The organism is Pseudomonas sp. P116 (assembly GCF_020149425.1).
Taxonomy (GTDB): domain Bacteria; phylum Pseudomonadota; class Gammaproteobacteria; order Pseudomonadales; family Pseudomonadaceae; genus Aquipseudomonas; species Aquipseudomonas anatoliensis.
On the sequence record NZ_JACVHB010000001.1, the window covers coordinates 629,035 to 650,624 of the forward strand.

General features: G+C 58.0%; 17 protein-coding genes and 4 tRNA genes. 6 read left to right on the plus strand and 15 right to left on the minus strand.

Going from position 1 to position 21,590, the window contains the following annotated elements; genetic code table 11:
- Nucleotides 1–27 precede the first annotated feature (27 nt).
- Entirely contained in the window at nt 28–1,818 is a 1,791-nt protein-coding gene (locus ICA15_RS03145; protein ID WP_210553648.1) for a bifunctional diguanylate cyclase/phosphodiesterase, read from the plus strand.
- A gap of 20 nt (nt 1,819–1,838) precedes the next feature.
- Here ICA15_RS03145 and ICA15_RS03150 read toward each other — a convergent pair whose 3' ends face one another.
- The 7 genes from ICA15_RS03150 to ICA15_RS03180 all read right to left on the minus strand — a co-directional run bounded on the left by ICA15_RS03150 (nt 1,839) and on the right by ICA15_RS03180 (nt 9,982).
- The gene (locus ICA15_RS03150) at nt 1,839–2,255 is read right to left on the minus strand and encodes a hypothetical protein (protein ID WP_210553649.1); all 417 of its coding nucleotides are present in this window, start codon (nt 2,253–2,255) and stop codon (nt 1,839–1,841) included.
- Nucleotides 2,255–7,051, minus strand: a complete 4,797-nt coding sequence (locus ICA15_RS03155) for an RHS repeat-associated core domain-containing protein (protein ID WP_210553650.1) — start codon at nt 7,049–7,051, stop codon at nt 2,255–2,257. The genes ICA15_RS03150 and ICA15_RS03155 overlap by 1 nt, the downstream gene beginning before the upstream one ends.
- 234 nt (nt 7,052–7,285) lie before the next feature.
- Complete coding sequence (locus ICA15_RS03160; protein WP_150601260.1) at nt 7,286–7,693, minus strand: sel1 repeat family protein; 408 nt, start codon at nt 7,691–7,693, stop codon at nt 7,286–7,288.
- Nucleotides 7,694–8,065 (minus strand): hypothetical protein, encoded by a 372-nt coding sequence (locus ICA15_RS03165; protein ID WP_003223109.1) that lies wholly within the window; start codon nt 8,063–8,065, stop codon nt 7,694–7,696.
- Nucleotides 8,062–8,403, minus strand: coding sequence for a helix-turn-helix transcriptional regulator (locus ICA15_RS03170; protein ID WP_210553651.1), 342 nt, complete (start codon nt 8,401–8,403; stop codon nt 8,062–8,064). Before ICA15_RS03170 ends, ICA15_RS03165 begins: the two co-directional genes overlap by 4 nt.
- Before the next feature lie 112 nt (nt 8,404–8,515).
- The gene (locus tag ICA15_RS03175) at nt 8,516–8,971 is read right to left on the minus strand and encodes a YkvA family protein (RefSeq protein ID WP_150618477.1); all 456 of its coding nucleotides are present in this window, start codon (nt 8,969–8,971) and stop codon (nt 8,516–8,518) included.
- A gap of 294 nt (nt 8,972–9,265) precedes the next feature.
- A complete protein-coding gene (locus tag ICA15_RS03180) occupies nt 9,266–9,982 on the minus strand; it encodes an FKBP-type peptidyl-prolyl cis-trans isomerase (RefSeq protein ID WP_210553652.1) in 717 nt (238 codons plus the stop codon).
- A 270-nt stretch (nt 9,983–10,252) separates the two neighbouring features.
- Between ICA15_RS03180 and ICA15_RS03185 the strand changes: the two genes are divergently transcribed.
- Together ICA15_RS03185 and ICA15_RS03190 are read left to right on the plus strand one after the other, a co-directional pair.
- Nucleotides 10,253–12,061 (plus strand): di-heme-cytochrome C peroxidase, encoded by a 1,809-nt coding sequence (locus ICA15_RS03185; protein ID WP_210553653.1) that lies wholly within the window; start codon nt 10,253–10,255, stop codon nt 12,059–12,061.
- Nucleotides 12,058–13,248, plus strand: a complete 1,191-nt coding sequence (locus tag ICA15_RS03190) for a catalase family protein (protein WP_210553654.1) — start codon at nt 12,058–12,060, stop codon at nt 13,246–13,248. Before ICA15_RS03185 ends, ICA15_RS03190 begins: the two co-directional genes overlap by 4 nt.
- Here the strand turns inward: ICA15_RS03190 and ICA15_RS03195 are convergent.
- From ICA15_RS03195 to ICA15_RS03215, 5 genes are all read right to left on the minus strand, one after another.
- Nucleotides 13,187–14,548: a hypothetical protein gene (locus ICA15_RS03195; protein ID WP_210553655.1), complete on the minus strand. Its 1,362-nt coding sequence runs from the start codon at nt 14,546–14,548 to the stop codon at nt 13,187–13,189. The two genes, ICA15_RS03190 and ICA15_RS03195, sit on opposite strands and share 62 nt — an antisense overlap.
- Nucleotides 14,549–14,755: 207 nt before the next feature.
- Nucleotides 14,756–14,832: transfer RNA gene (locus ICA15_RS03200), tRNA-Asp, on the minus strand.
- Nucleotides 14,833–14,851: 19 nt separating this feature from the next.
- A tRNA-Val gene (locus ICA15_RS03205) sits at nt 14,852–14,927 on the minus strand.
- A gap of 191 nt (nt 14,928–15,118) precedes the next feature.
- Nucleotides 15,119–15,195, minus strand: a tRNA-Asp gene (locus ICA15_RS03210).
- Between the two features lie 19 nt (nt 15,196–15,214).
- A tRNA-Val gene (locus tag ICA15_RS03215) sits at nt 15,215–15,290 on the minus strand.
- Between the two features lie 159 nt (nt 15,291–15,449).
- On the opposite strand from ICA15_RS03215, the gene rdgC reads away from it, so the two are divergent.
- The 3 genes from rdgC to sugE all read left to right on the plus strand — a co-directional run bounded on the left by rdgC (nt 15,450) and on the right by sugE (nt 17,923).
- A complete protein-coding gene (gene rdgC, locus ICA15_RS03220; RefSeq protein ID WP_042558339.1) occupies nt 15,450–16,370 on the plus strand; it encodes a recombination-associated protein RdgC in 921 nt (306 codons plus the stop codon).
- Between the two features lie 154 nt (nt 16,371–16,524).
- Nucleotides 16,525–17,490, plus strand: a complete 966-nt coding sequence (locus ICA15_RS03225) for a bile acid:sodium symporter family protein (RefSeq protein ID WP_210553656.1) — start codon at nt 16,525–16,527, stop codon at nt 17,488–17,490.
- A 118-nt stretch (nt 17,491–17,608) separates the two neighbouring features.
- Nucleotides 17,609–17,923, plus strand: coding sequence for a quaternary ammonium compound efflux SMR transporter SugE (gene sugE, locus ICA15_RS03230; protein WP_095191834.1), 315 nt, complete (start codon nt 17,609–17,611; stop codon nt 17,921–17,923).
- A gap of 98 nt (nt 17,924–18,021) precedes the next feature.
- Here sugE and ICA15_RS03235 read toward each other — a convergent pair whose 3' ends face one another.
- The 3 genes from ICA15_RS03235 to ICA15_RS03245 form a co-directional block, all read right to left on the minus strand.
- On the minus strand, nt 18,022–19,896 hold the full coding sequence (locus ICA15_RS03235; protein ID WP_210553657.1) for an MFS transporter: 1,875 nt from the start codon (nt 19,894–19,896) through the stop codon (nt 18,022–18,024).
- Between the two features lie 99 nt (nt 19,897–19,995).
- Nucleotides 19,996–21,147, minus strand: coding sequence for a TDT family transporter (locus tag ICA15_RS03240; RefSeq protein ID WP_210553658.1), 1,152 nt, complete (start codon nt 21,145–21,147; stop codon nt 19,996–19,998).
- A gap of 118 nt (nt 21,148–21,265) precedes the next feature.
- Nucleotides 21,266–21,577, minus strand: a complete 312-nt coding sequence (locus tag ICA15_RS03245; RefSeq protein WP_210553659.1) for a cupin domain-containing protein — start codon at nt 21,575–21,577, stop codon at nt 21,266–21,268.
- Nucleotides 21,578–21,590: the final 13 nt, after the last annotated feature.

Below are 21,590 nucleotides of genomic sequence, written 5' to 3' on the forward strand. Positions count from 1 at the left end.
GTCCTTTTTTTATCGCCAGAGATTGCCATGACCACGACCGAACAGCTGAGTGCCTTGAGCTCGATCCTGACTCAAAGCGGATTACACAGCCTGTTTCAGCCGATCATCTGTCTCTCCGAGCGCCGCATTCTCGGCTACGAAGCCCTCACCCGTGGCCCGTCCAACAGCCCGCTGCATTCGCCTATCGCTTTGTTCGCCGTTGCGCGTCAGGCCGGGCGCCTGAGCGAACTGGAGATCGCCTGCCGCCAAAGCGCTTGCCGCCGTTTCAACGAGCAGCAACTGCCGGGCAAGCTGTTTCTTAACGTCTCGCCGGAATCCTTGCTCGAAGCCGCGCACCAGCCGGGGCGCACGTTGCAATTGCTGCAGGACTTCGGCATTCCGCCGAGCCAAGTGGTAATCGAACTCACCGAGCAGACGCCGATCGACGATTTCCAGTTGCTGCAAACTGCGCTGCATCACTATCGGGCGATGGGGTTTTCGATTGCACTGGATGACCTCGGTGCCGGCTATTCGAGCCTGCGCCTGTGGTCGGAACTGCGCCCGGATTACGTGAAAATCGACCGGCACTTTATCGACGGAATTCATCAGGATGCCTTGAAGCGTGAGTTCGTCGGGTCGATCCTGCAAATCGCCAAAGCCTCACGGGCGCAGGTCATTGCCGAAGGTATAGAACTGCCGGAAGAACTGGCGGTGCTGACTGAAATGGGTGTCGACCTGGTGCAGGGTTACTTGCTCGGCCGCCCACAAGAGCACCCACCCCGCGATGCCCGGGCCTTGATGCCCAAACACGACAGCAGCGCCGTAGCGCTGAACGACGAAGGCAGCGACCTCAGCGCTCTGCTCAACGATCAACCCGCCGTACCTCGCGATACCCCGACCGCCACCGTGCTGGAAGCCTTCCGCCGCCAGGCCAATCTCAACTCGCTGGCAGTGCTCGACGAACAAGGTCAGCCGTGTGGCATCGTCCACCGCCACTCCCTGTCGGATGCCTTGCTCAAGCCGTTTGCCACCGACCTGTTCGCACGCAAACCGATCAGCCGATTGATGAACGACGACTTCCTCGCCGTAGAAATGAGCCAGTCGCTGCAGCAGGTCAGCCGCCTGATCACCAGCCGCGCCCGTCAACGCATCGAAGAAGATTTCATCATCACCCTCAACGGCGGCTACCTCGGCCTCGGCCGGGTGATCGACGTGCTGAAACTGATCACCGAACTGAAAATCCAGCAGGCGCGCTACGCCAACCCGCTGACCCTGCTGCCCGGCAACGTGCCGATCCAGCAATGCCTGACCCGCCTACTGCAGCAAGGCCGCGAGTCGGTCATCTGCTACGTCGACATCGACAGCTTCAAACCCTTCAACGACATCTACGGCTACGGCCGCGGCGACGAAGTCCTGCTGTGCCTGGCGCAATGCCTCAACGAACGCGTCGACCCGTCCCGCGACTTCGTCGGCCACATCGGCGGCGACGACTTCCTCCTAGTCCTCGGCCCCGAAGACTGGCGCAAACGGCTCAATCAATTGCTGGATGATTTCCAAAGCCAATGCCGCCGCTTCTATCGCCCCGAACATCTGGAGGCTGGCTGCTTCATCGCCCCGAATCGCCAAGGAGTGCGGCAGGAGTTTCCATTGTTGTCACTGTCCATCGGTGTTGTGCATCTACAACCCGACGCCTGCGCGCACCTTGATGCCAGTCAGCTTGCGGAGATGGCTTCGCAGGCGAAGCATCATGCCAAGAATGTTCCCGGGTATAGCGTGCATGTTATCGAAAGTATGAATGTTCTACCCTTTACCGAAGCGCTCGTTTCTGGCCATCGTTGATGTTTCGAACAACTCCAAAACTACCATACAGAACGATCTTCACTAGCGGCTTTTGCAAGATCCAGTTCCCAAACCTCTATCGCCAACTTATAGATATCCAAGAAAAAACCGCGTGGATTATCCATTGAGTCCCACTCTCCACGAGGCCAACTTGCGGCTTCGCACGGGTCGATCTCGAACAAAAGCTGAAAGTCGTATGTTGGATCTTCTAGTTTTGCTTTCAAGTATTCAAGTAATACCAGCCGATGCCTATAGGAGAGGTACGGCAGATTCAGACAATACTTTCTGATCAGAACCTCCCGATCACCAGACTCATTGGGGTTGTAGACCCCGAGCTCTACACCTCGAGTTTCTTCTCGATCATAAACATCGAACATACCAATAAACCACATCAACCCTGGTTCAAAAGGCTCTTTTAAAAAAGGATGTTTCAACATTACTTACCCTCAGCAGGAAACCCTGTAAATGGCCTCTGTGTATTTTCCTGATCGAATTTCACTTCAAACCAATTCATATCTTCATTGAGGCTTGGATTTTGCTCATCTGCCCTATTTGACTTATACCCACGCCCCGCTCCAGGTAACTCCAACCTAACTATTGGATTACGCCTTTGATCTTCCCCTGTGTGCATAATTAAACCATCTTTATCCTTTGTCATCGCTTTATTCAAAGCGCCCAGATGCATCCGCCAGTTATGAAACTGCGAGCTAAGATTTCCTCTGGCACGCATTGGGACAATTCCGGTGTGAGGATCTGCTCCGTTAATGCCACGCTGCTGAAGGGCTCGATCGGGAATTTCGGAACTGTGCTTTTTTACAGTGTGCATATCATAGAGTTCTTCATATTCATGTACCCGACGCTTCGCATTCTCTTCAGCCACCTCATCAAGCCTCGCCCGTCGCTCCTGCGCCGTCATTTTCGGCAGCGGGGGCGCGCCCTCTTCGACGACCACGCGACCAGCCTCGTACCGCATCGGACGACGCGGTGCTGACGGCGGACAGTTGGAGCTCAACCCCAACGGATCCACCCACCCCGTCGGATTCGGCACGTACTGGTACTGATTCAACCCTCCCGCCAACTTGATCGGGTCCGGCGTCAGATACCGTCCAAGCCTTGGGTCGTAATACCGATGCCGGTTGTAATGCAGGCCGCTTTCCGCGTCGAAATACTGCCCCTGAAAGCGCAGCGGTTGATCCAGGTATTCCTCGCCAGCCAGGGTGATCGCGGCGACTTTGCCGTAGGCGTCGTATTGCGCTGACCAGACGATTTCGCCGCTGTAGTCGGTGAGCTCTTGTGGGGTGCCGAGGTGGTCGAGTTGGTAGTAGAACGGGCAGGCCTTTTTTGGGCCTTTGCCGTCGAGCAGTGCCAGCGGGCGGAAGGTGCCGGGTTCGTAGACGTAGCTGCGGTGCTGGGTGTTGCTGCTTTCGGCGACGAGGTGGTCGCCTTGCCAGAAGAACTCGGTTTTTTCGCCGTCGACGGTTTTGCGGATGCGCCGGCCGAAGGCGTCGTACTGGTAGGTCGCGGTTTTGCCGTCGGGGCGGGTCAGGCCGATGAGGCGGTGTTGGCAGTCGTAGCGGTATTCGGTGACGAGTTTCTGCGCGGTGCCGCGGCGTTCGCGGATCAGGTTGCCGAAGGCGTCGTAGTCGTAGTGGCGATCGCCCTGCATCAGCAGGCGGTTGCCCTTGATCTGTGTGGGGCCGGGGCGGTCCTGCATGAGCAGGTTGCCGGCCGGGTCGTGGGCGAAGGATTCCGGCAGTTCGTCACGTGAGTGGCGTACGCGGATCAGCCGATTGAGGGCGTCGTAGCCGTAGGTGCGCTGGCCGTGGCGAGTGTCGGCGATGTGCTCCAGATTGCCGTTGGCGCTGTAGGCATAATCGCGGCGGTACAGCGAATCGTGCTGATGGCCTACGGCGTGGGCGAGCAGGCGGCCCTGATCGTCGTAGGCATATTCGCTGAGCAGCAAGCCTTGCTGACGTTGTTGTTCGCGGCCCGACTGATAGAGGTGTTGCGTCAGCGGCGCGCCGTTGAGGTGGATGGCGGTCAGCGCGCCGCCCTTGGCGTACTGATAATCGAGCTTACTGTTGTCCGGCAGGCGCATGCGTTTGAGCTGGCCGCAGGCGTCGTAGGCGTAACGCAGCGTGCCCCAGCCTTGGTGCTCGGTGATCAGCCGGTCTTGCAGGTCGTATTCGAAGGCCAACGGATGTTTCTGACCGTCGTCGACGCCAGTCAGCCGACCGAGGCGGTCGTACTGATAGATGACCTTGATCCCGTCAGGCAAGGTCTTGACCAGCAGGCGCCCGGCCGTATCGCGCTCATAGCCCGTGACCAACACCGAGCCGTCATCGCCGAATTCGGTCTTTTCCAGCAGATGACCGTTGAGGTCATAGGCATACCCTGTACGCCGCCCGTCGAAGCCGGTTTCCTGTCGGATCAGTCCGGTCGGCGTGTAGTCCAGTCGATACTTTTCGCCGGACTCGTTTTCAATTTCGGTGAGCAGCAGTTGCGCATGGTCGTAGCGGTACTGCACCCGCGTGCCGTCGGGGTTGATCCGGCGCGAAACCAGGTGCAGGTCATCGTCATACTCGAAACGAGTGATACGCCCGAGTTCGTCGCGCTCGGCAGTAACCTGGTTGTAGGCGCCGTAGCTGTAGGCGCGGGTGGCGCCTGTCGGAGAAGTCGTCTGGATCAGTCGGCCAACGGCATCCCAGTGCTGACGCGTGATCGCGCCATGTTCGTCCTGAGTCGTGCTCCGCCGCCCTAGCGCATCGTAGGAAAAACGTCGCACACCACCATCGGGCAGGGTTTCTTCAACCAACTGGCCGAGGGGGTTCCAGACAAACACGTGTCGACTGGTGTCCGGGTAACGGATTGACAGCAACTGCCCGCGAGCGTCGTAGTGGTAATGGCTGACCTGACCATCAGGATCGACCGCTTCAGTGACGTCGCCCTGAGCATTGCGCCGGTAGGTCCATACCGCGTCGCCACGTGAGCGGCTGTGCAGGAAACCGTTGCGGTACTCGTAGGACGTTGGCACATCGTCTGGCGGAAGCAGCGCGATCAGCCGTCCGACATCGTCGTAGCGGTATTCGGTGACGGCGCCTAAGGGATCCTGCTCGGCGACCAAGCGGCCCGCAGCGTCGTAGGTCTTGAGGTGTTCGCCGCCGTCGGCCTCGACCTTGCGCACCAGTCGTGCACGGTCGTCGTGGACGTAGGTTTCTTCGGTGCCATCGACGTGATGCACGACGACGCTGCCGTCGTCATGCCAGACATAACGCGTGTCCATTTGCGAGAACGACGCCCAGTGCCTGACGCAACGTGCAGCCTTGCCAGCGCGTTCCCACTCCCAGAAAAAACTCGCGCCGCCCGTGAGTTGCCGCTGGAGAATGACGTGCTGATCGTCGTAGTCGTAACGCTCGCTGTCGCCGACCGCGTTACGCGCCTCGACCAGATGCTGATAGGCGTCGTAGCGATAACTGACGAGGGTGTGTTCGGTGTGCCAAGGCTCGGCAAGGTTCAGCGCCGAGTCAAAGCGCTGGTAATCAACCGCGATCAGATGCGCCCGGTCATACCGCAACAACAGCGCCCGACCCGCGCCGTTGTCCAGACGCTGAACCCGATCCTGCCGATCCCGAACAATGCGCAGACGATTGCCATACGCATCGCTGATCGCCGTCAGCCGCCCGGCGCGAAAGTGATAAAACCGCGCCACATCCCCCGCCAGCGCGAGGATCAATTCCTCCGGTTCATCCCCGAGAAAGATCGCCGCTCGCGACAGACTGTTATGGATCGCCGGCCGCTCAACACTCGGCAACGGAAACCGCGTACGCCGGTTTTCATGGTCAACCCAGACAACACAGTCGCCATCGAACTCCAGTCGATGCGCCAGCGAATGACTCCAGCCAAACCCCAGCCCGAGGTCGATCTCGGCGGCACTGGTGCGATACAGCCTTGTGAACTCGAATGGCAACAAACCATCAAGCACGCCATCGCTCAGAGTCAGCAGTTCCTCACCGGTAACCATCGACACCGGGCAGCCGTCTCTGCAGGTGAGTGACACGCAATCGGCGCTGTCGCCATTGGGATTTTTCGCCTGATCCGGCGAATCGTCGTGGTGTTCGTTTTGCTTCAACGAGGCGTTGCGCTTGGCATTCCAGCGCAATTGCATCCGGCCTTTTTTCACGCTGGCGGCGATCCCGCGCGCGGCAACGGTCTTGTATTGATCAACGTACTTGATGAAGCCGCTGACGATGCCGAACATCGCCTTCACCAACCGCACCAGCGCCGACAGCAGTTGAACCGCGTGACCTGCCAGCCGTAGCGTCAGATAAGCGATTCCGCCGCCGCCACTCGCGAACGTCAGTGCGACGGCGATCAGCACATCGATCAGCACCTGCACCATCACCATCGACACCGCTTCTGCGGTTTTGCCGGCGACTTCACTGGGTGGGAGCATCTCCAGCCAAAGGCTGGCGGTACGTAACAGCAAACACAGCGCGGCCTCGTCACTGACCAGCAACTGAAGCTGCTCCATGACCTCAGGAGCCGTTTTAGCCAGATTGATCAGGTCAGTCGCGCCACTGCCCAACTGCTCCGCAAACTTGCCCGGATCCTTGAGAATGTCCGACAGCATTCCAATGCTGTCCCACACCCCTTCGATCGCCGCCCAACTACCGGCCAACATGCCGTTGCCTGCCGCCGTCGCCACCGACTGCGACCACTGCGGCTTGAACCCATGCCATTCGCTGCGCAACCAGCCATCCAGTTCACCGCTCAAGCCGTCGTAGGACTTGAATAGCTCCTCGACCTGATCCTCACTGACTTCACTATGCACATGCACGCGATAGAACTTGCCCGGTGTGCCTTCGAATACACCTTTGCCTTCGGCATCGAGGGTGACGGGCGTCGATTCGCCGCCATCCACCGCCACCACATCGACCACGATATTGCCCAACGGGATGTCGTAGACCGATTCGAACTTGCTCTCGATCAACATCAATCCGCCCTTCGGGCACTGGACGACATTGGAGAAGAATTTGTTGTCGCTGCTGCTGACGGCGGTACTGTTTTCACCGAAGCGGATCAACCGTTCCATGCCTACCAGCGAGGGCAGATCAGCGGCGTGGCTGACGGTATCGGCGGTGCGGCTGGCCCAATGCTTGAGCTGTTCGCGGTAAAGACTGAGGGTGTCTGGAAAGCTGTCGAGTGCTTGCTCGATGCGGGTGATGGCTTCCATCAACGCACGCGGCTGTGCGAGATGAACTGAATGACCGGGTCGAACATGAGCGTTCCCTCGCGCAAAAATTAGGCGCGGGAACTGTGCGGGGGATCAGTCAGAAAAGAAGTCAGGCAAGTAGGCGATGACTGTAGGACTTATCTGCAAAGCAGCAAAAACCTAAACGGACAAACAAAACGCAAACGGGGCGTGAGGTTTCCCTCACGCCCCGTTTATCGGACGACACAACTGGATTTACTGCGTTGAATCTCCAGCACCCAGCTCTTTCAATTTAAGCTCGGCCAACGGGTGCCCGGCCTTGGCGGCCATACCCCACCAGCGCGCAGCTTCGTCAGGGTCTGGCGCTTTGCTCGCGGTGCCAGCGAGACTGATCACGCCGACTTGATAGGCCGCTTTGCCATCGCCGGCCAGAGCCGCCAACCGCAAAAGGCGCACGCCTTCTTCACGCGCTCCCAGCCCCACACCGCGAAAGGTCAGGATGTGGCCATAGAAGCTTTGCGCGCCGACATCGCCGAGGTTGGCCATGCGCGCAAACTGACCTTCAAGCCAGCGCCACCCGCGAGGCTGGCGCACAAACCATGACCAGTGAAACAGCCTGCGAGCCAGCCAATAACTGGCTCGCGCCTTGAGTCGTAAAAACACTCAGGCCTCCGCTGATTCCGGGTATTCATATTCGAAAACCCTGACCACTTCCGATGCATGCCAGGACGCTGCGGCAACGCCATCGGACGGCCCGGAAAACCGCCCCAGACGTTCGACACATTCAAAAAACCCGGTGCGCGGCAAACGACTCGCGCCCTGGCTGATAACCAGCGAACTGCGCAACGGCTGTTCAGCCTTGGCATCCAGCGCGGCCAGATGCTCAAGCGCGGCGGTCAAGGTTTGCATCGCCGGTGTCGGCAATTGCAGCCGTTCAAGCAACGCGCGGTAGGTCAATAGATGACGCTGGCGGCGCGCCTGATCCAGCTCCCCGAGTAATCCGTCCCAATGTTGACGACTGATGCGTACGCTCACGATTCATCCCTCCACCCTGGCACCGTCAGCTCCCAAGCGAGGCTACGACGAATCGCGGCGTCTGGCAGACGCTCGCCACTTTCGATCATGGCCAGATATGACGGGCTGATGCCTACCGTGCGGGCCAGCGCCTCGATGGCGATGCCCTTCCCTTCGCGCAAACTGCGGAGTTGATCCAGACCTGGAAGAATCGGGTCCGGTGTTGCCGCGAGCGGCTCTGGAGCCTGCCGCGACGGTGCTTCTTTGATGCCTGCTGCTTTCAATAGAGCCTGATACTGAGCCCAAGGCAGAACCGCGTATTCGGGCTCGCCATCGCGTGCAATTATCTGAATATCCATGTCTACCCCGTAGGACAACAACACTTAGCGAGTCGGCGCTTTTCCCTAGAAGTGTAATCCTAACAGCGGCCAAGGTCGCGAGGGGTATCTATCTGTGCGCAGGCTGGTTGAATCAGGGCTTTTTCGGACCCTGGAGCTGAAGTTGTTCGGGGGTATCGGGCAAGCGTTCGGCGACCGCGAGTTTTTCCGGATGCTGACGATTGCGCCAGAGCCGGAAGGCATTGAGTTCATCGTCGAGGACTTTCATCAACCAGGCGAGGACAGCGATGTCATCGAGCATGCCAAATACCGGGATGAAATCCGGAATCGCGTCGACCGGACTGAGGAAGTACATCAGGCCCGCGACTACTGACACCAGGGCTTTGCCGCTGATCGCCCGATAATCACCGCGCCAGTAAGCCAGACACAATGCCTGGAGCAAACGCAGATCATCCTTGAGCTTGCCGAGCCGATTGCCTTGCGCGGCGCCTTTGCTGGCCACGGCGAACAGCAAGGTCGGCAGACGACCGCGAGCCAGCAGACGGCCAGCCAGAGGCAGGAATCGAGCGAAATTCCACGGAGCTTTCATCTATTCCTCCCGTTGAAATGTTATCCACACAAATTGTGGATAACCTTGTGAACAGAGCTGCATTTGCGCGCTGAGAGCCCCGTTTTATAAGGGCTGCGCTCAGATCGGGCGTTTTTTACTCACATAAAAAACCCCAATATTTCATTGACTTGGCGGCTCAGGGCGTCTAGTGCGGGCAGCCTTAAAGGCTATGACTCTTCTGACCGGCATCGGTTCGCTCTGTTTACCCTTGTCAAGGTCCAGATGCAACAACGCCCCGCATAAGCGAGGCGTTGTTGTCGAAGCCGTTACCGGTTACTTGGCAGCGGCGTCTTCTTGGGCTGGATCCTTGATGGCCAGCAGTTCCAGGTCGAAGACCAGAACCGAGTTGGCCGGGATTGCCGGGCTTGGCGATTGCGCGCCGTAAGCCAGATCGCTAGGGATGTACAGTTTGTACTTCTCGCCAACGTGCATCAGTTGCAGACCTTCAACCCAACCCGGAATCACGCCGCTCACCGGCAGATCGATCGGGCTGCCGCGCTCGACGGAGCTGTCGAATACGGTGCCATTGGTCAGCTTGCCAGTGTAGTGAACGGTCACTACGTCGGTAGGCTTGGGCTGTGCGCCGTCGGCTTTCTTGACCACTTCGTATTGCAGACCGGAAGCGGTGGTAGTCACACCCGCCTTCTTGCCGTTTTCTTCGAGGAATTTCTTGCCGGCGGATGCCGACTCTTCGCTCATCTTGGCCATGCGCTCTTCGGCACGCTTTTGCAGCGCGGCGAAAGCTTCGACCAGCTCTTCATCTTTCAGCTTCTGTTCTTTCTTGCCGACGGCATCTTCGATGCCCTGGGCTACCGCTTTGGAGTCCAGATCATCCATGCCTTCCTGAGCAAGGCTCTTGCCCATGTTCAGGCCGATACCGTAGGAAGCTTTTTGCGCCGGGGTTTTCAGCTCTACGCTGGTCTGCGAATCACAACCCGCAAGTACCAGGCTAACCAGGGCTACCGCCGCCGCCAACCGATGCTGTTTCATGCTATTTCCTTGTTCATGCGCCGAAAGGGCAATCGAGTAAAGCCGCGAGCTTATCAGGCCGCCACGACCAATGGCTACCGGCATGAGAGCAGGAAACTTCCGATAAGTTCAGGGATTAAAACGCATTGGGGCGCAGACACGATGAAGCTTCTGTCATCTGCCGCCGACAACGACCGACTCTCCTTGCTCCAACATCTGGCGTAATGGCCACTTGCCGCATAAGGTCAGGCTCAGGCATAACAGCGCAACAATTTGACAAGGATGTTTAACTTGCGCCTCTTACTCCGTGTGCTGACCCTGATCGCGCTCCTGCTGGGACTCGTCCTGGCGGTGGTTTTGTACTACGTCGCCAACCCGAAATTGCCCGTTTATATCCCCGCCCAGCAGGTGCATTACCTGAATCAGTGGACTGAACAGGAGCGGCAGACCTATTACTTCACGCCCCAGGGCACACAGGTCAAAGGGCTGCGCTATGAATGGTTCCAGGCATTGGAGCTGCCATTCTCGCAGCAGCGTTTCGCCTCCCCGGAATACCTCGCGCGCTTTGGCTTTTTGATTGATCCGCAGCAGAAAGCCACGTCAAACAACCCCGGCAACCTTCCGATCGGTTTCGCGCGACACCAGAACCCTGGCAACTCCGAGCAATATCTGGACATAACTTGCGCGGCTTGCCACACCGGTGAACTGCGATTCAACGGTCAGGCTGTGCGCATCGACGGCGGTACGGCACAGCATGTCTTGCCTTCCAGCGTTCCTACATTACGCGGTGGCAGTTTCGGACAGGCATTGGTCGCCAGTCTGACCTCGACTTACTACAACCCGTGGAAATTCGAACGCTTCGCCCGAAGTGTTCTGGGCAATGACTACGACGCCCGTCACGAACAGCTGCGCAATGATTTCAAAGCCTCGCTGGACACCTTCGTGAAAGTCGCCTGGAACGACACTCACCGCGGCCTCTACCCAACCGAGGAAGGCCCCGGCCGTACCGATGCATTCGGGCGAATTGCCAACGCGACATTCGGCGACGCCATTTCCCCCGCCAACTATCGAGTGGCCAACGCGCCAGTGGACTACCCGCAACTGTGGGACATGTGGACGTTCGACTGGGTGCAGTGGAACGGTTCGGCGCAACAACCGATGGCGCGCAATATTGGCGAGGCTTTGGGCGTCGGCGCGACTCTGAATTTCTTCGATGCCAACGGCCAGCCGCTGCAAGGCGATGATCGCTACGCCTCCAGCGTGCGCGTGCGCGACCTGCATAAAATCGAAGAAACCCTGCAACGCCTGCAACCACCCACCTGGCCCGAAGACTTGTTCGGTGCCGTCGACAAGCCGCTGGCCGGCAAGGGCCGTACGCTGTTTGCCGAAAACTGCGCCAGTTGCCACGTCCCGCGCAAGGCCCAGGAAGGCGACCGCTGGGTGCAGCATTTGCACATGTTGCCCGTCGCGGTGATCGGCACCGATTCGAACGCGGCCAACAACGTTGCCAGCCACCGTTTCGACCTGACAGCCCTGCAATGGAATTTGCAGGAGCTGGAAAAAATGGACGTGAAACTGCATCCCTCGCCCAAAGAGCCGCTGGATCTGAGCCAGTTGTCGGTGGCCAAAGGTCTGGCGTACGTCACTGCATTCGTCGAAAACCGTGCCTATCGCGAGGCAAACGTCAGCCCTGAAGAGAAACCCCGCCTCGACGGTTTCGGTCTGCCCATCGGCGTGCGCGAAAAGCTCGCCTACAAGGCGCGTCCATTGGCCGGCGTCTGGGCCACTGCGCCGTTTCTGCATAACGGCTCAGTGCCAAACCTTTATCAGTTGCTGTCGCCGCAGGATGAGCGCGCTACCACCTTCTATAAAGGCACCTTCGAATACGACCCGCGGCACTTGGGATATCGCACCGAAGCCTTCACCAATGGTTTCCTTTTCGATACGCGCATCAGCGGCAATCGCAACAGCGGACATGAATTCCGCGCCGGCGCGCGTGGCAATGGCGTCATCGGCCGACTGCTGCAACCTGAGGAGCGCTGGGCATTGCTGGAATACCTGAAAGTTCTCGGCGGCCCATTGGAGGCGCAATTGCCATGATTTCGACCTTTAAAAAAGAACTGCCGGTACTGGCCCGAATCTGGTTATGGCTAGGCCGTTTGCTGGGCAAAACCCTGCTGATCCTGCTCGTCATCGGCGTGCTCGGCTGGGCCGTCGCCACGGCATGGTTCGCCTGGCAGCATCGTGGCCCGGTGTCGGCACTGGAGCAGGTCCCGGCCAGTGAAGCAGGCATGACTCAGGACGTGATCCAGACGGCCGTGCGCATTGTCGATCAACACCGCGAAGGCACACGCTATCTGCGCGATGCTCACGCCAAGGCACATGGTTGCGTAAAAGCTGAAGTGAAGGTTTTGCCGGAACTGACTCAGTCATTGCGACAAGGCGTGTTCAGCGAGCCGGGTAAAACCTGGCAGGCGATGATTCGCTTGTCCAACGGCAACGCCTATCCGCAGTTCGACAGCATGCGCGATGCCCGAGGCATGGCGATCAAACTGTTCGACGTTGCCGGCAAACAATTGCTCGACAACCGCCAGCAACAACATGAACAAGACTTCGTGATGTTCAGCCACCCGAATTTCTTTGTCAGCGATGTCGCCGAGTACCGTCAGAATGTGGCCGCGCAGGCTGACGGCAAAAAGGTCATGGCGTTTTTCCCCGGGTGGGATCCGCGCACCTGGCAGATCAGGCATTTGTTTATTGCGCTGGCAACATTGTCGCCGCCGCCGGATAGCCCGACGGCGACCACATACTTCTCGGTTTCGCCCTACAAATTCGGTAAGGCGAATGCAAAGTTTCGTGTAGCACCCGATCCGGATAACTGCCCCGCTTACAAGTTGCCTAAACAGAATCACGACCTGCCGAACTTTCTGCGCAGCGCGTTGAATCAACAGCTGTCGACAGATCGCGTACCCGCCTGCTTCGTGCTGCAGATTCAGCGTCAGGATACCCATGATTACATGCCGATCGAGGACACCAGCATCGAATGGCGCGAACAGGATTCGCCCTTCGAAACGGTCGCGCGGATCACCCTGCCACCGCAGGATTTCGATAACCCGGCGCTGAATCTGGCCTGCGATAACCTGTCGTTCAATCCGTGGTTCGGAATTGAAGCGCATCGGCCTATCGGCGGGATCAATCGGTTGCGCAAAGCGGTTTACGAAGCAGTCAGCGACTACCGTCATCAGCGCAATGTCGAAGGATCTTTCCTGCCGAGTGACGGCATTTAGCCTCCCTGGGGGCCGATGGGAAGACCTGGCCGACAGTCGGCCAGGCCTTGCTTGGCAAGAGAACATCCAACTCTCCTGCGTATACGACTTTGTCGACAAACATCCGCGGGGTCGTCACCCCCTCGATCAGATCCTCCTCAAAGTCCTCCGACATTTCGGCGATCAGTCGCCTGATGAGCACGTTGGGAAAGGAAAAGCTCAGAACCGCACCGTCGGGGGTGATCAGATACAGTTGTTGATGGGGTGCTGCGTTCAGTCGTTGCAGCCCGACTTTCAGGTCGGCGGGCGAGAAAAAGTTTTTGTAGAGATCAACATCCTGCGGGGGTAAACGGTCCAGGGGCAATGGATTGCTCGAGTGATAAAAGCCATCTACCTGGAAGCCATCAGGAAGCAGTGGATTGCCATGGACATCCTTGGGGAAGATCACCGCACGATCGAAACTGGCGTAATCGGTGAATTCGCCAGCGGTTACAAGATACTCGTCACGGTTCTTGTGTTTGAGAACGATGCCGACGGCTTGTCCGGAAGACGAGCAAGACTTTTGCTGCATTCGCAGGTAATTCGCGACGCCCGTGACATCCTTGAGGATAGGCCCGCAAACAGGCATGAGTTCGACGAGTGGCTTATCAGCTTCCTGCTCCGGATCGATTTCATCGTCCCAGTTCCAGTCTGGCGTCAGTTCCCCCCGGTGAACCCACTTATCACCTTTTACGACCGTGGCGACTTCACCCGCGGCTATTGCCAACAGGATCCAGATACTGGCCGGTAGCCAACCTTTCTCATACTTTGCCCGAAACAGCTGAGGTAGTCCGTTAGCGCCGTTGCTGATGATGGGAGTGAGCTCTTCTTCGTATGCCGATGAGGTGGATGTGTATGAGAGGAGACCGCCATCTGACGACACGTAACACTTGGAACACTGGCGCTCGGAGTGTGTAACAAGCCACACATCGTAAATCCTGAAGAATTCGTTGCGAGTACTTTCTTCCTCAAGAGTATTAAACGTGTTGGGCGAGAGGGGTACATTCCGATGAAAACTTGCCTCGATCGAATGACCGGGCGGACTTTTGAAAATGGTAGATGGAGGCCATGTTTCTGTTAAGGGTTTAGCAAACTCTTTACAAACGTACTGTCCCTGCTCATTTTTCAGAATGTACCAGCGCACCTCGGTATTGGATTCGAACTCCAATCGATGCAAATACGCGGCAGCGTCGTCCGACGTCCGGAACGCCGGATTTTGCGCAAGGAGGTTTTTTTTGTTCAACGGACATTTGGGGGTTTCTACAGCAGTGCTTTCAGGCATAGGGTCAGTCTCTCGGTAGGCTATTGAACGGAGTCATGACGCGAAATGAGTCATGAACATCGTTGCCCATTGTCCGAAAGCGGCTTGGCTGGCAGGCACTACATAGATATACGCAGCGAAAAATACTCAAACGCCAGACAGCAAAAAGCCCGCACTAGGCGGGCTTTCTGTGGTGATCTGGCGTTCAGTGTTCCAGATTACCGAATATGGCGCAGCGGACGGGACTCGAACCCGCGACCCCCGGCGTGACAGGCCGGTATTCTAACCGACTGAACTACCGCTGCGCGAAACGCTTGAAACGAATGGTGGGTGATGACGGGATCGAACCGCCGACATTCTGCTTGTAAGGCAGACGCTCTCCCAGCTGAGCTAATCACCCTTCGCTTCGTTACGGGACGCATTATGCCACAAGTTTTCGTAACGTGTTGATTTAATTGAATATTTTTTCAAATAAATCCGAAAACCGGTGAAACGACACATCCCGCGGGTACAACCTTGGAGCAGAAAAAAACCCGCCTTGGCGGGTTTTTCCGTGGTGACCTGGCGTTCAGCGTTCCAGGTTACCGAATATGGCGCAGCGGACGGGACTCGAACCCGCGACCCCCGGCGTGACAGGCCGGTATTCTAACCGACTGAACTACCGCTGCGCGTAACACATGAAACGAATGGTGGGTGATGACGGGATCGAACCGCCGACATTCTGCTTGTAAGGCAGACGCTCTCCCAGCTGAGCTAATCACCCTTCGCTTCGGTGTGGCGCGCATTCTACGGAGCGACCCCACCTCTGGCAAGCACTTTTTTAAATAATTTTCCGAGGCCTTCCAAAGGCTTAGAGAAGGGTTGGCCTATGCCACGGCGAAGACAATAATGCCCCCCTTTGTATAAAGGAGAGACTCACCCCATGTGGTTCAAAAACCTGCTTATCTATCGCCTGACCCAAGACCTGCCTGTCGATGCCGAGGCGCTGGAAACTGCACTGGCCACCAAACTGGCGCGTCCATGTGCAAGCCAGGAGTTGACCACCTACGGTTTCGTCGCGCCGTTCGGCAAAGGCGAAGATGCTCCACTGGTGCACGTCAGCGGTGATTTCCTGCTGATCTCTGCGCGTAAAGAAGAACGCATTCTGCCGGGCAGCGTCGTACGCGATGCGGTCAAGGAAAAGGTCGAAGAGATCGAAGCCGAGCAAATGCGCAAGGTCTATAAGAAGGAACGCGACCAGATCAAGGATGAAATCATCCAGGCCTTCCTGCCGCGCGCCTTTATCCGTCGCTCGTCGACCTTCGCTGCCATCGCACCGAAACAGGGTCTGATCCTGGTCAACTCGGCCAGCCCGAAACGCGCCGAAGACCTGCTGTCGACCCTGCGTGAAGTGATCGGCACTCTGCCCGTTCGGCCGTTGACCGTGAAAATGTCGCCAACCGCGACCATGACCGAATGGGTCACCACGCAGAAAGCCGCCGACGACTTCTATGTGCTGGACGAGTGCGAACTGCGCGACACCCACGAAGACGGCGGTATCGTGCGTTGCAAGCGTCAGGACCTGACCAGCGAAGAAATCCAGCTGCACCTGAGCACCGGCAAAGTCGTTACTCAACTGTCGCTGGCCTGGCAGGACAAGTTGTCGTTCATGCTCGACGACAAGATGACCGTCAAACGCCTGAAGTTCGAAGATCTGTTGCAGGATCAGGCGGAACAGGACGGCGGCGAAGAGGCCCTCGGCCAGCTGGATGCGAGCTTCACACTGATGATGCTGACATTCGGCGACTTCCTGCCGGCGCTGGTTGAAGCGTTGGGTGGCGAAGAGACTCCGCAGGGGATCTGACCTGCCTTTTGTGTGAAAGCTTAAAAGATCGCAGCCTTCGGCAGCTCCTACAACTGGAATGCATTTTTCCTGTAGGAGCTGCCGGAGGCTGCGATCTTTTTGCTGGCGACGTATGCTTAGCTTCCTAACGCTTTCACATAACAAGGAACAAGCCATGCGCGCACTGGCTGCACTCAGCCGCTTTGTCGGCAACACCTTCGCTTACTGGGTTCTGATTTTCGCCGTTGTGGCCTTCCTGCAACCGGCGTGGTTCCTCGGCCTGAAAAGCGCGATCGTGCCGCTGCTCGGGCTGGTGATGTTCGGCATGGGCCTGACTCTCAAACTTGATGACTTCGCCGCCGTCGCCCGCCAACCCTGGCGTGTGGCGCTGGGCGTGGTCGCACATTTCGTGATCATGCCGGGCATGGCGTGGTTGCTCTGCCAGATTTTTCATCTGCCACCGGAGATCGCCGTCGGCGTGATTCTGGTCGGTTGCTGTCCGAGCGGCACGTCGTCCAATGTGATGACCTGGCTGGCCCGCGGTGATCTGGCGTTGTCGGTGGCCATCGCCGCCGTCACCACCCTCCTCGCTCCGCTGCTGACCCCGGCGCTGATCTGGCTGCTGGCCTCGGCGTGGTTGCCGGTGTCGTTCATGGAGCTGTTCTGGTCGATCCTGCAAGTGGTGCTGTTGCCGATTGTTCTTGGCGTGGTTGCGCAACGTTTGCTGGGCGACAAGGTTCGTCATGCGGTGGATGTTTTGCCGCTGGTGTCGGTGGTGAGCATCGTGATCATCGTCACCGCCGTAGTGGCGGCCAGTCAGGCGAAGATCGCCGAATCCGGTGTGTTGATCATGGCGGTGGTGATGCTGCATAACAGCTTCGGTTACTTGCTGGGCTATTTCACCGGGCGTTTGTTCAACTTGCCGCTGGCGCAGCGCAAATCGCTGGCACTGGAAGTGGGTATGCAGAATTCGGGATTGGGCTCCGCGCTGGCCAGTGCACACTTTTCGCCACTGGCGGCGGTACCGAGCGCGTTGTTCAGCGTTTGGCACAATATTTCCGGGGCGCTGCTGTCGACGTATTTCCGGCGAATGAGCGAGAAGGACGATCGCGAAACGTTGGCCCGACAGGCGGCTGACTGACTTCAGAACTTGATCCCCGGGTTAATGCTCGTCAATATGTTGCGCAACGCGGGGACGACCCTGCGGCTCGATCGAGTTTTAATCTGGGGACGACCCCGTCAATCGATGGAGGTCTTTCATGTCCTGGATCATTCTGTTTTTCGCCGGCCTGTTCGAAGTCGGCTGGGCCGTCGGCCTCAAGTACACCGATGGCTTCAGCCGTCCACTCCCCACCGCACTGACCATTGCCGCCATGGCCATCAGCCTTGGCTTGCTGGGCCTTGCCATGAAGGAATTGCCGCTGGGTACGGCCTATGCGATCTGGACGGGCGTCGGTGCCGTGGGCACGGTGATTGCCGGGATCATTCTGTTTGGTGAGTCGATGGCGCTGATTCGGCTGGCCAGTGTGGCGTTGATCATTACCGGGTTGATTGGCCTTAAGGTCAGCGCTTAGGCCGCTACCGCTTTCGCGAGCAGGCTCACTCCTACAGGGAAATGCATTCCAAACTGTAGGAGTGAGCCTGCTCGCGATGGGGACGACACAATCACTTTTTATCTAACGGTGCCACGCAACTCCCCCACCAACCCCTGCAACTTCAACGGCTCAGCCGCTTCCACCGCAACAGCAGAACCCGCCACCAGCGTCACCCGCGACCACAACCGCCGAAACACGCCTTTGTTCGGATCGCGACTGAAGAAACTCCCCCACAACCCCTGCAACGCCAGCGGAATCACCGGCACCGGTGTCTCTTCCAGAATCCGCGTCAGCCCGCCCTTGAACTCATTGATCTCGCCATCGGTCGTCAACTTGCCCTCAGGGAAGATGCACACCAATTCACCGTCCTTCAGATATTGAGCGATACGACTGAAGGCCTTTTCGTAGATCTGGATGTCTTCGTTGCGGCCGGCAATCGGAATTGTCCCCGCCGTGCGAAAGATAAAGTTCAGCACCGGCAGGTTGTAGATTTTGTAGTACATGACGAAGCGAATCGGCCTACGCACTGCGCCGCCGATCAGCAACGCATCGACGAACGAAACGTGATTGCACACCAGTAACGCCGCGCCTTCATCCGGAATCGCGTCCAGGTTGCGATGTTCGACGCGGTACATGGAGTGGCTGAGCAGCCAGATCATGAAACGCATGCTGAACTCGGGGACGATCTTGAAGATGTAGGCATTGACGCCGATGTTGAGCAGCGACACCACGAGGAACAGTTGCGGGATCGACAGCTCGACCACACTCAGCAGCATGATCGACACGATGGCCGAAATAACCATAAACAGTGCGTTGAGAATGTTGTTCGCTGCGATCACCCGCGCCCGCTCGTTCTCGGCAGTGCGCGACTGGATCAACGCATACAACGGCACGATATAGAAACCACCGAAAACGCCGAGGCCGAGAATGTCGAACAGCACAGCCCAGGTGTGGCCGAAACTCAGCACTTCAATCCAGCTATGGCCAGTGACACTGTCGGGAATTCCGCCGGAATGCCACCACAGCAGCAGGCCAAATACAGTCAGACCGAACGAACCAAACGGCACCAGACCGATCTCGACTTTGCGCCCGGATAGCTTCTCGCAGAGCATCGAACCCAGCGCGATCCCGACCGAGAACACGGTGAGGATCAAGGTGACCACGGTTTCGTCGCCGTGCATCCACTCCTTGGCGTAGGCCGGGATCTGCGTCAGATAAATCGCCCCGACAAACCAGAACCACGAGTTGCCGACTATCGAGCGCGACACCGCCGGCGTCTGGCCCAAGCCCAGTTTCAAAGTGGCCCAGGACTGACTGAAGATGTTCCAGTTCAGGCGCATGTCCGGGGATGAAGCCGCCGCGCGGGGAATGCTGCGGCTGGCCAGATAACCCAGCACTGCAATGCCGACGATGGCGATCGACACCAGCGGCGCGTAGTGGGTCGACGACATGATGACCCCGGCGCCGATGGTGCCTGCCAGAATCGCCAGGAACGTGCCCATCTCCACCAGACCATTGCCGCCGACCAGTTCTTCTTCGCGCAAGGCCTGCGGCAGGATCGAATATTTCACCGGCCCGAACAGCGCCGAGTGAGTGCCCATGGCGAACAATGCCACCAGCATCAGCGACAGATGATCGAAGAGGAAACCGACGGATCCCACAGCCATGATGGCGATTTCCGCCAGTTTGATCAGACGGATCAACGCGTCCTTGGCGAATTTCTCGCCGAACTGCCCGGCCAGCGCCGAAAACAGGAAGAACGGCAGAATAAACAGCAACGCACACAGGTTGACCCAGATCGAACGGTCACCTTCGATGGTCAGCCGATAGAGAATGGCGAGGATCAGCGACTGCTTGAACACGTTGTCGTTGAACGCGCCGAGCGACTGCGTGATGAAGAACGGCAGGAAGCGCCGGGTGCGCAGCAGGTTGAACTGTGAGGGGTGACTCATCTTCCGTGTTTCCCTGATGTTTAAGGTAGAGAGGCCTGGATACTGCTTATTGGAATCCCGATCCGCGATCCAGGCCACACCTTACCTAAACTTTTCAGGTTATTTCTTCAAACCTGCAATGCACGGCGAGACAAACAGCTCGCCGCGCCACGCGCCCTGCACGGTGCGCTTGCCGACAATCAGCCACATCACCGCCAACAACGCCACCAGCATGCAGCCGACCACGCTGAAAAAGCCGAGGTTCAGCGTACTGGCGAGTTTAAGGGTCGCCAGCGAATACACGCCCAACGGGAAGGTGAAACCCCACCAGCCGAGGTTGAACGGAATGCCGTCACGCAGATAGCGAACGGTGATCAGCAACGCCATCAGCATCCACCACAGCCCGAAACCCCACAGCGTGATTCCGGCCACCAGACCAAGGCCAGAAGCGATTTCGCCAACGCCCGGCATTCCATTGGCAGCGAAAATCGCCGGTGCTTCAGCGCCCATCAACAACATGCCCAGGGCACCGGTGCCGATTGGCCCGAGTGCCAGCCAGCTCGATGCGGCCATGTTTTCGTGGGGCAGTTTGTGCAGGGCCATGCGCAGCAACAGGATGGTCAGAATGCTGAACGCCACCGGTAGGGAAAATGCCCAGAGCACGTAGCTTGTGGTCAACACCACCAGTTGCGAGTGGGCATCGGTCAGGTGCGGTGCAAGCAGACCACCACTGGCCGCCGCGACTTCTGCTGCGACCACCGGCAACAGCCAAACGGCTGTCATCTGGTCGATGCTGTGCTCCTGACGGGTAAACATCATGTAGGGGATCAACACGCCGCAGGCCAGCGACATCGCCACATCGAGCCACCACAGCACTTCGGCAAGCTGGATCACACCCTCGCCCCAACGCGGTAGCCCGAACAGCAGAAAGCCGTTGATGATCGTCGCCAGGCCCATGGGAATGGTGCCGAAGAACATCGACACGGTTGAATGCCCGAAAATCCGCCGCGCCTCGTCGAAGAACAGAATCCAGCGGGCGGCGTAGGCAACGGTAAACAAGCTGAACAACAGAATGTTGAACAGCCACAGCCCTTCAGCCACAGCGTGTAAACCGGGGATCGCGACCGGCAAATTCGCCAAGGCCAGTGCCAGCACTCCGGTACCCATGGTTGCGGCAAACCAGTTCGGCGTGAATTGGCGGATCACTTCACGCGGGTGCTGAAGTTGGCTGAGCGGCTTTAAGCCGGGTTTGGTGCTATTGGTGCAAATCATCATGGATTCCTCTTCCTCTGGTGAGGTTGAGTCCATGGTAGATCCGAATCGAATATCTATATAACGGGTAATATCTCTAACTGTTATCTGCTTTATCGATAATGAGCCAGATAAACAGTCAAACGCTACCTTCGCTCTCGATCACCAAAATCCGCGCCACACCCTGCGGATGGGCAACGTGTTCGGTGCCGACCGAGGCGTAAAAGATGTCACCGACTTCGAGCATGACTTGCTCTTCCTCACCATTTTCGCGATAGCGCATCTGCACCCGCCCATCGAGCACCACGAACACTTCCTCGCCATCGTTGACGTGCCATTTATACGGCTGATCAGTCCAGTGCAGGCGCGTGGTGATGCCGTTCATGTTGGCGATGTCCAAGGCACCCCAGGCGCGCTCGGCGGTGAAGGTTTTGCTGCGAATAATCTTCATGAGTCGATCCGTT

Coding starts and splice junctions, on each gene's coding strand:
- rdgC (WP_042558339.1), top strand. CDS start 15,450: ATGTGGTTCAAAAACCTGCTTATCTATCGCCTGACCCAAGACCTGCCT.
- ICA15_RS03225 (WP_210553656.1), top strand. CDS start 16,525: ATGCGCGCACTGGCTGCACTCAGCCGCTTTGTCGGCAACACCTTCGCT.
- ICA15_RS03175 (WP_150618477.1), bottom strand. CDS start 8,971: ATGAAAGCTCCGTGGAATTTCGCTCGATTCCTGCCTCTGGCTGGCCGT.
- ICA15_RS03240 (WP_210553658.1), bottom strand. CDS start 21,147: ATGATTTGCACCAATAGCACCAAACCCGGCTTAAAGCCGCTCAGCCAA.
- ICA15_RS03245 (WP_210553659.1), bottom strand. CDS start 21,577: ATGAAGATTATTCGCAGCAAAACCTTCACCGCCGAGCGCGCCTGGGGT.
- ICA15_RS03150 (WP_210553649.1), bottom strand. CDS start 2,255: ATGTTGAAACATCCTTTTTTAAAAGAGCCTTTTGAACCAGGGTTGATG.
- ICA15_RS03190 (WP_210553654.1), top strand. CDS start 12,058: ATGATTTCGACCTTTAAAAAAGAACTGCCGGTACTGGCCCGAATCTGG.
- ICA15_RS03195 (WP_210553655.1), bottom strand. CDS start 14,548: ATGCCTGAAAGCACTGCTGTAGAAACCCCCAAATGTCCGTTGAACAAA.
- ICA15_RS03180 (WP_210553652.1), bottom strand. CDS start 9,982: ATGAAACAGCATCGGTTGGCGGCGGCGGTAGCCCTGGTTAGCCTGGTA.
- sugE (WP_095191834.1), top strand. CDS start 17,609: ATGTCCTGGATCATTCTGTTTTTCGCCGGCCTGTTCGAAGTCGGCTGG.
- ICA15_RS03145 (WP_210553648.1), top strand. CDS start 28: ATGACCACGACCGAACAGCTGAGTGCCTTGAGCTCGATCCTGACTCAA.
- ICA15_RS03170 (WP_210553651.1), bottom strand. CDS start 8,403: ATGGATATTCAGATAATTGCACGCGATGGCGAGCCCGAATACGCGGTT.
- ICA15_RS03155 (WP_210553650.1), bottom strand. CDS start 7,051: ATGGAAGCCATCACCCGCATCGAGCAAGCACTCGACAGCTTTCCAGAC.
- ICA15_RS03235 (WP_210553657.1), bottom strand. CDS start 19,896: ATGAGTCACCCCTCACAGTTCAACCTGCTGCGCACCCGGCGCTTCCTG.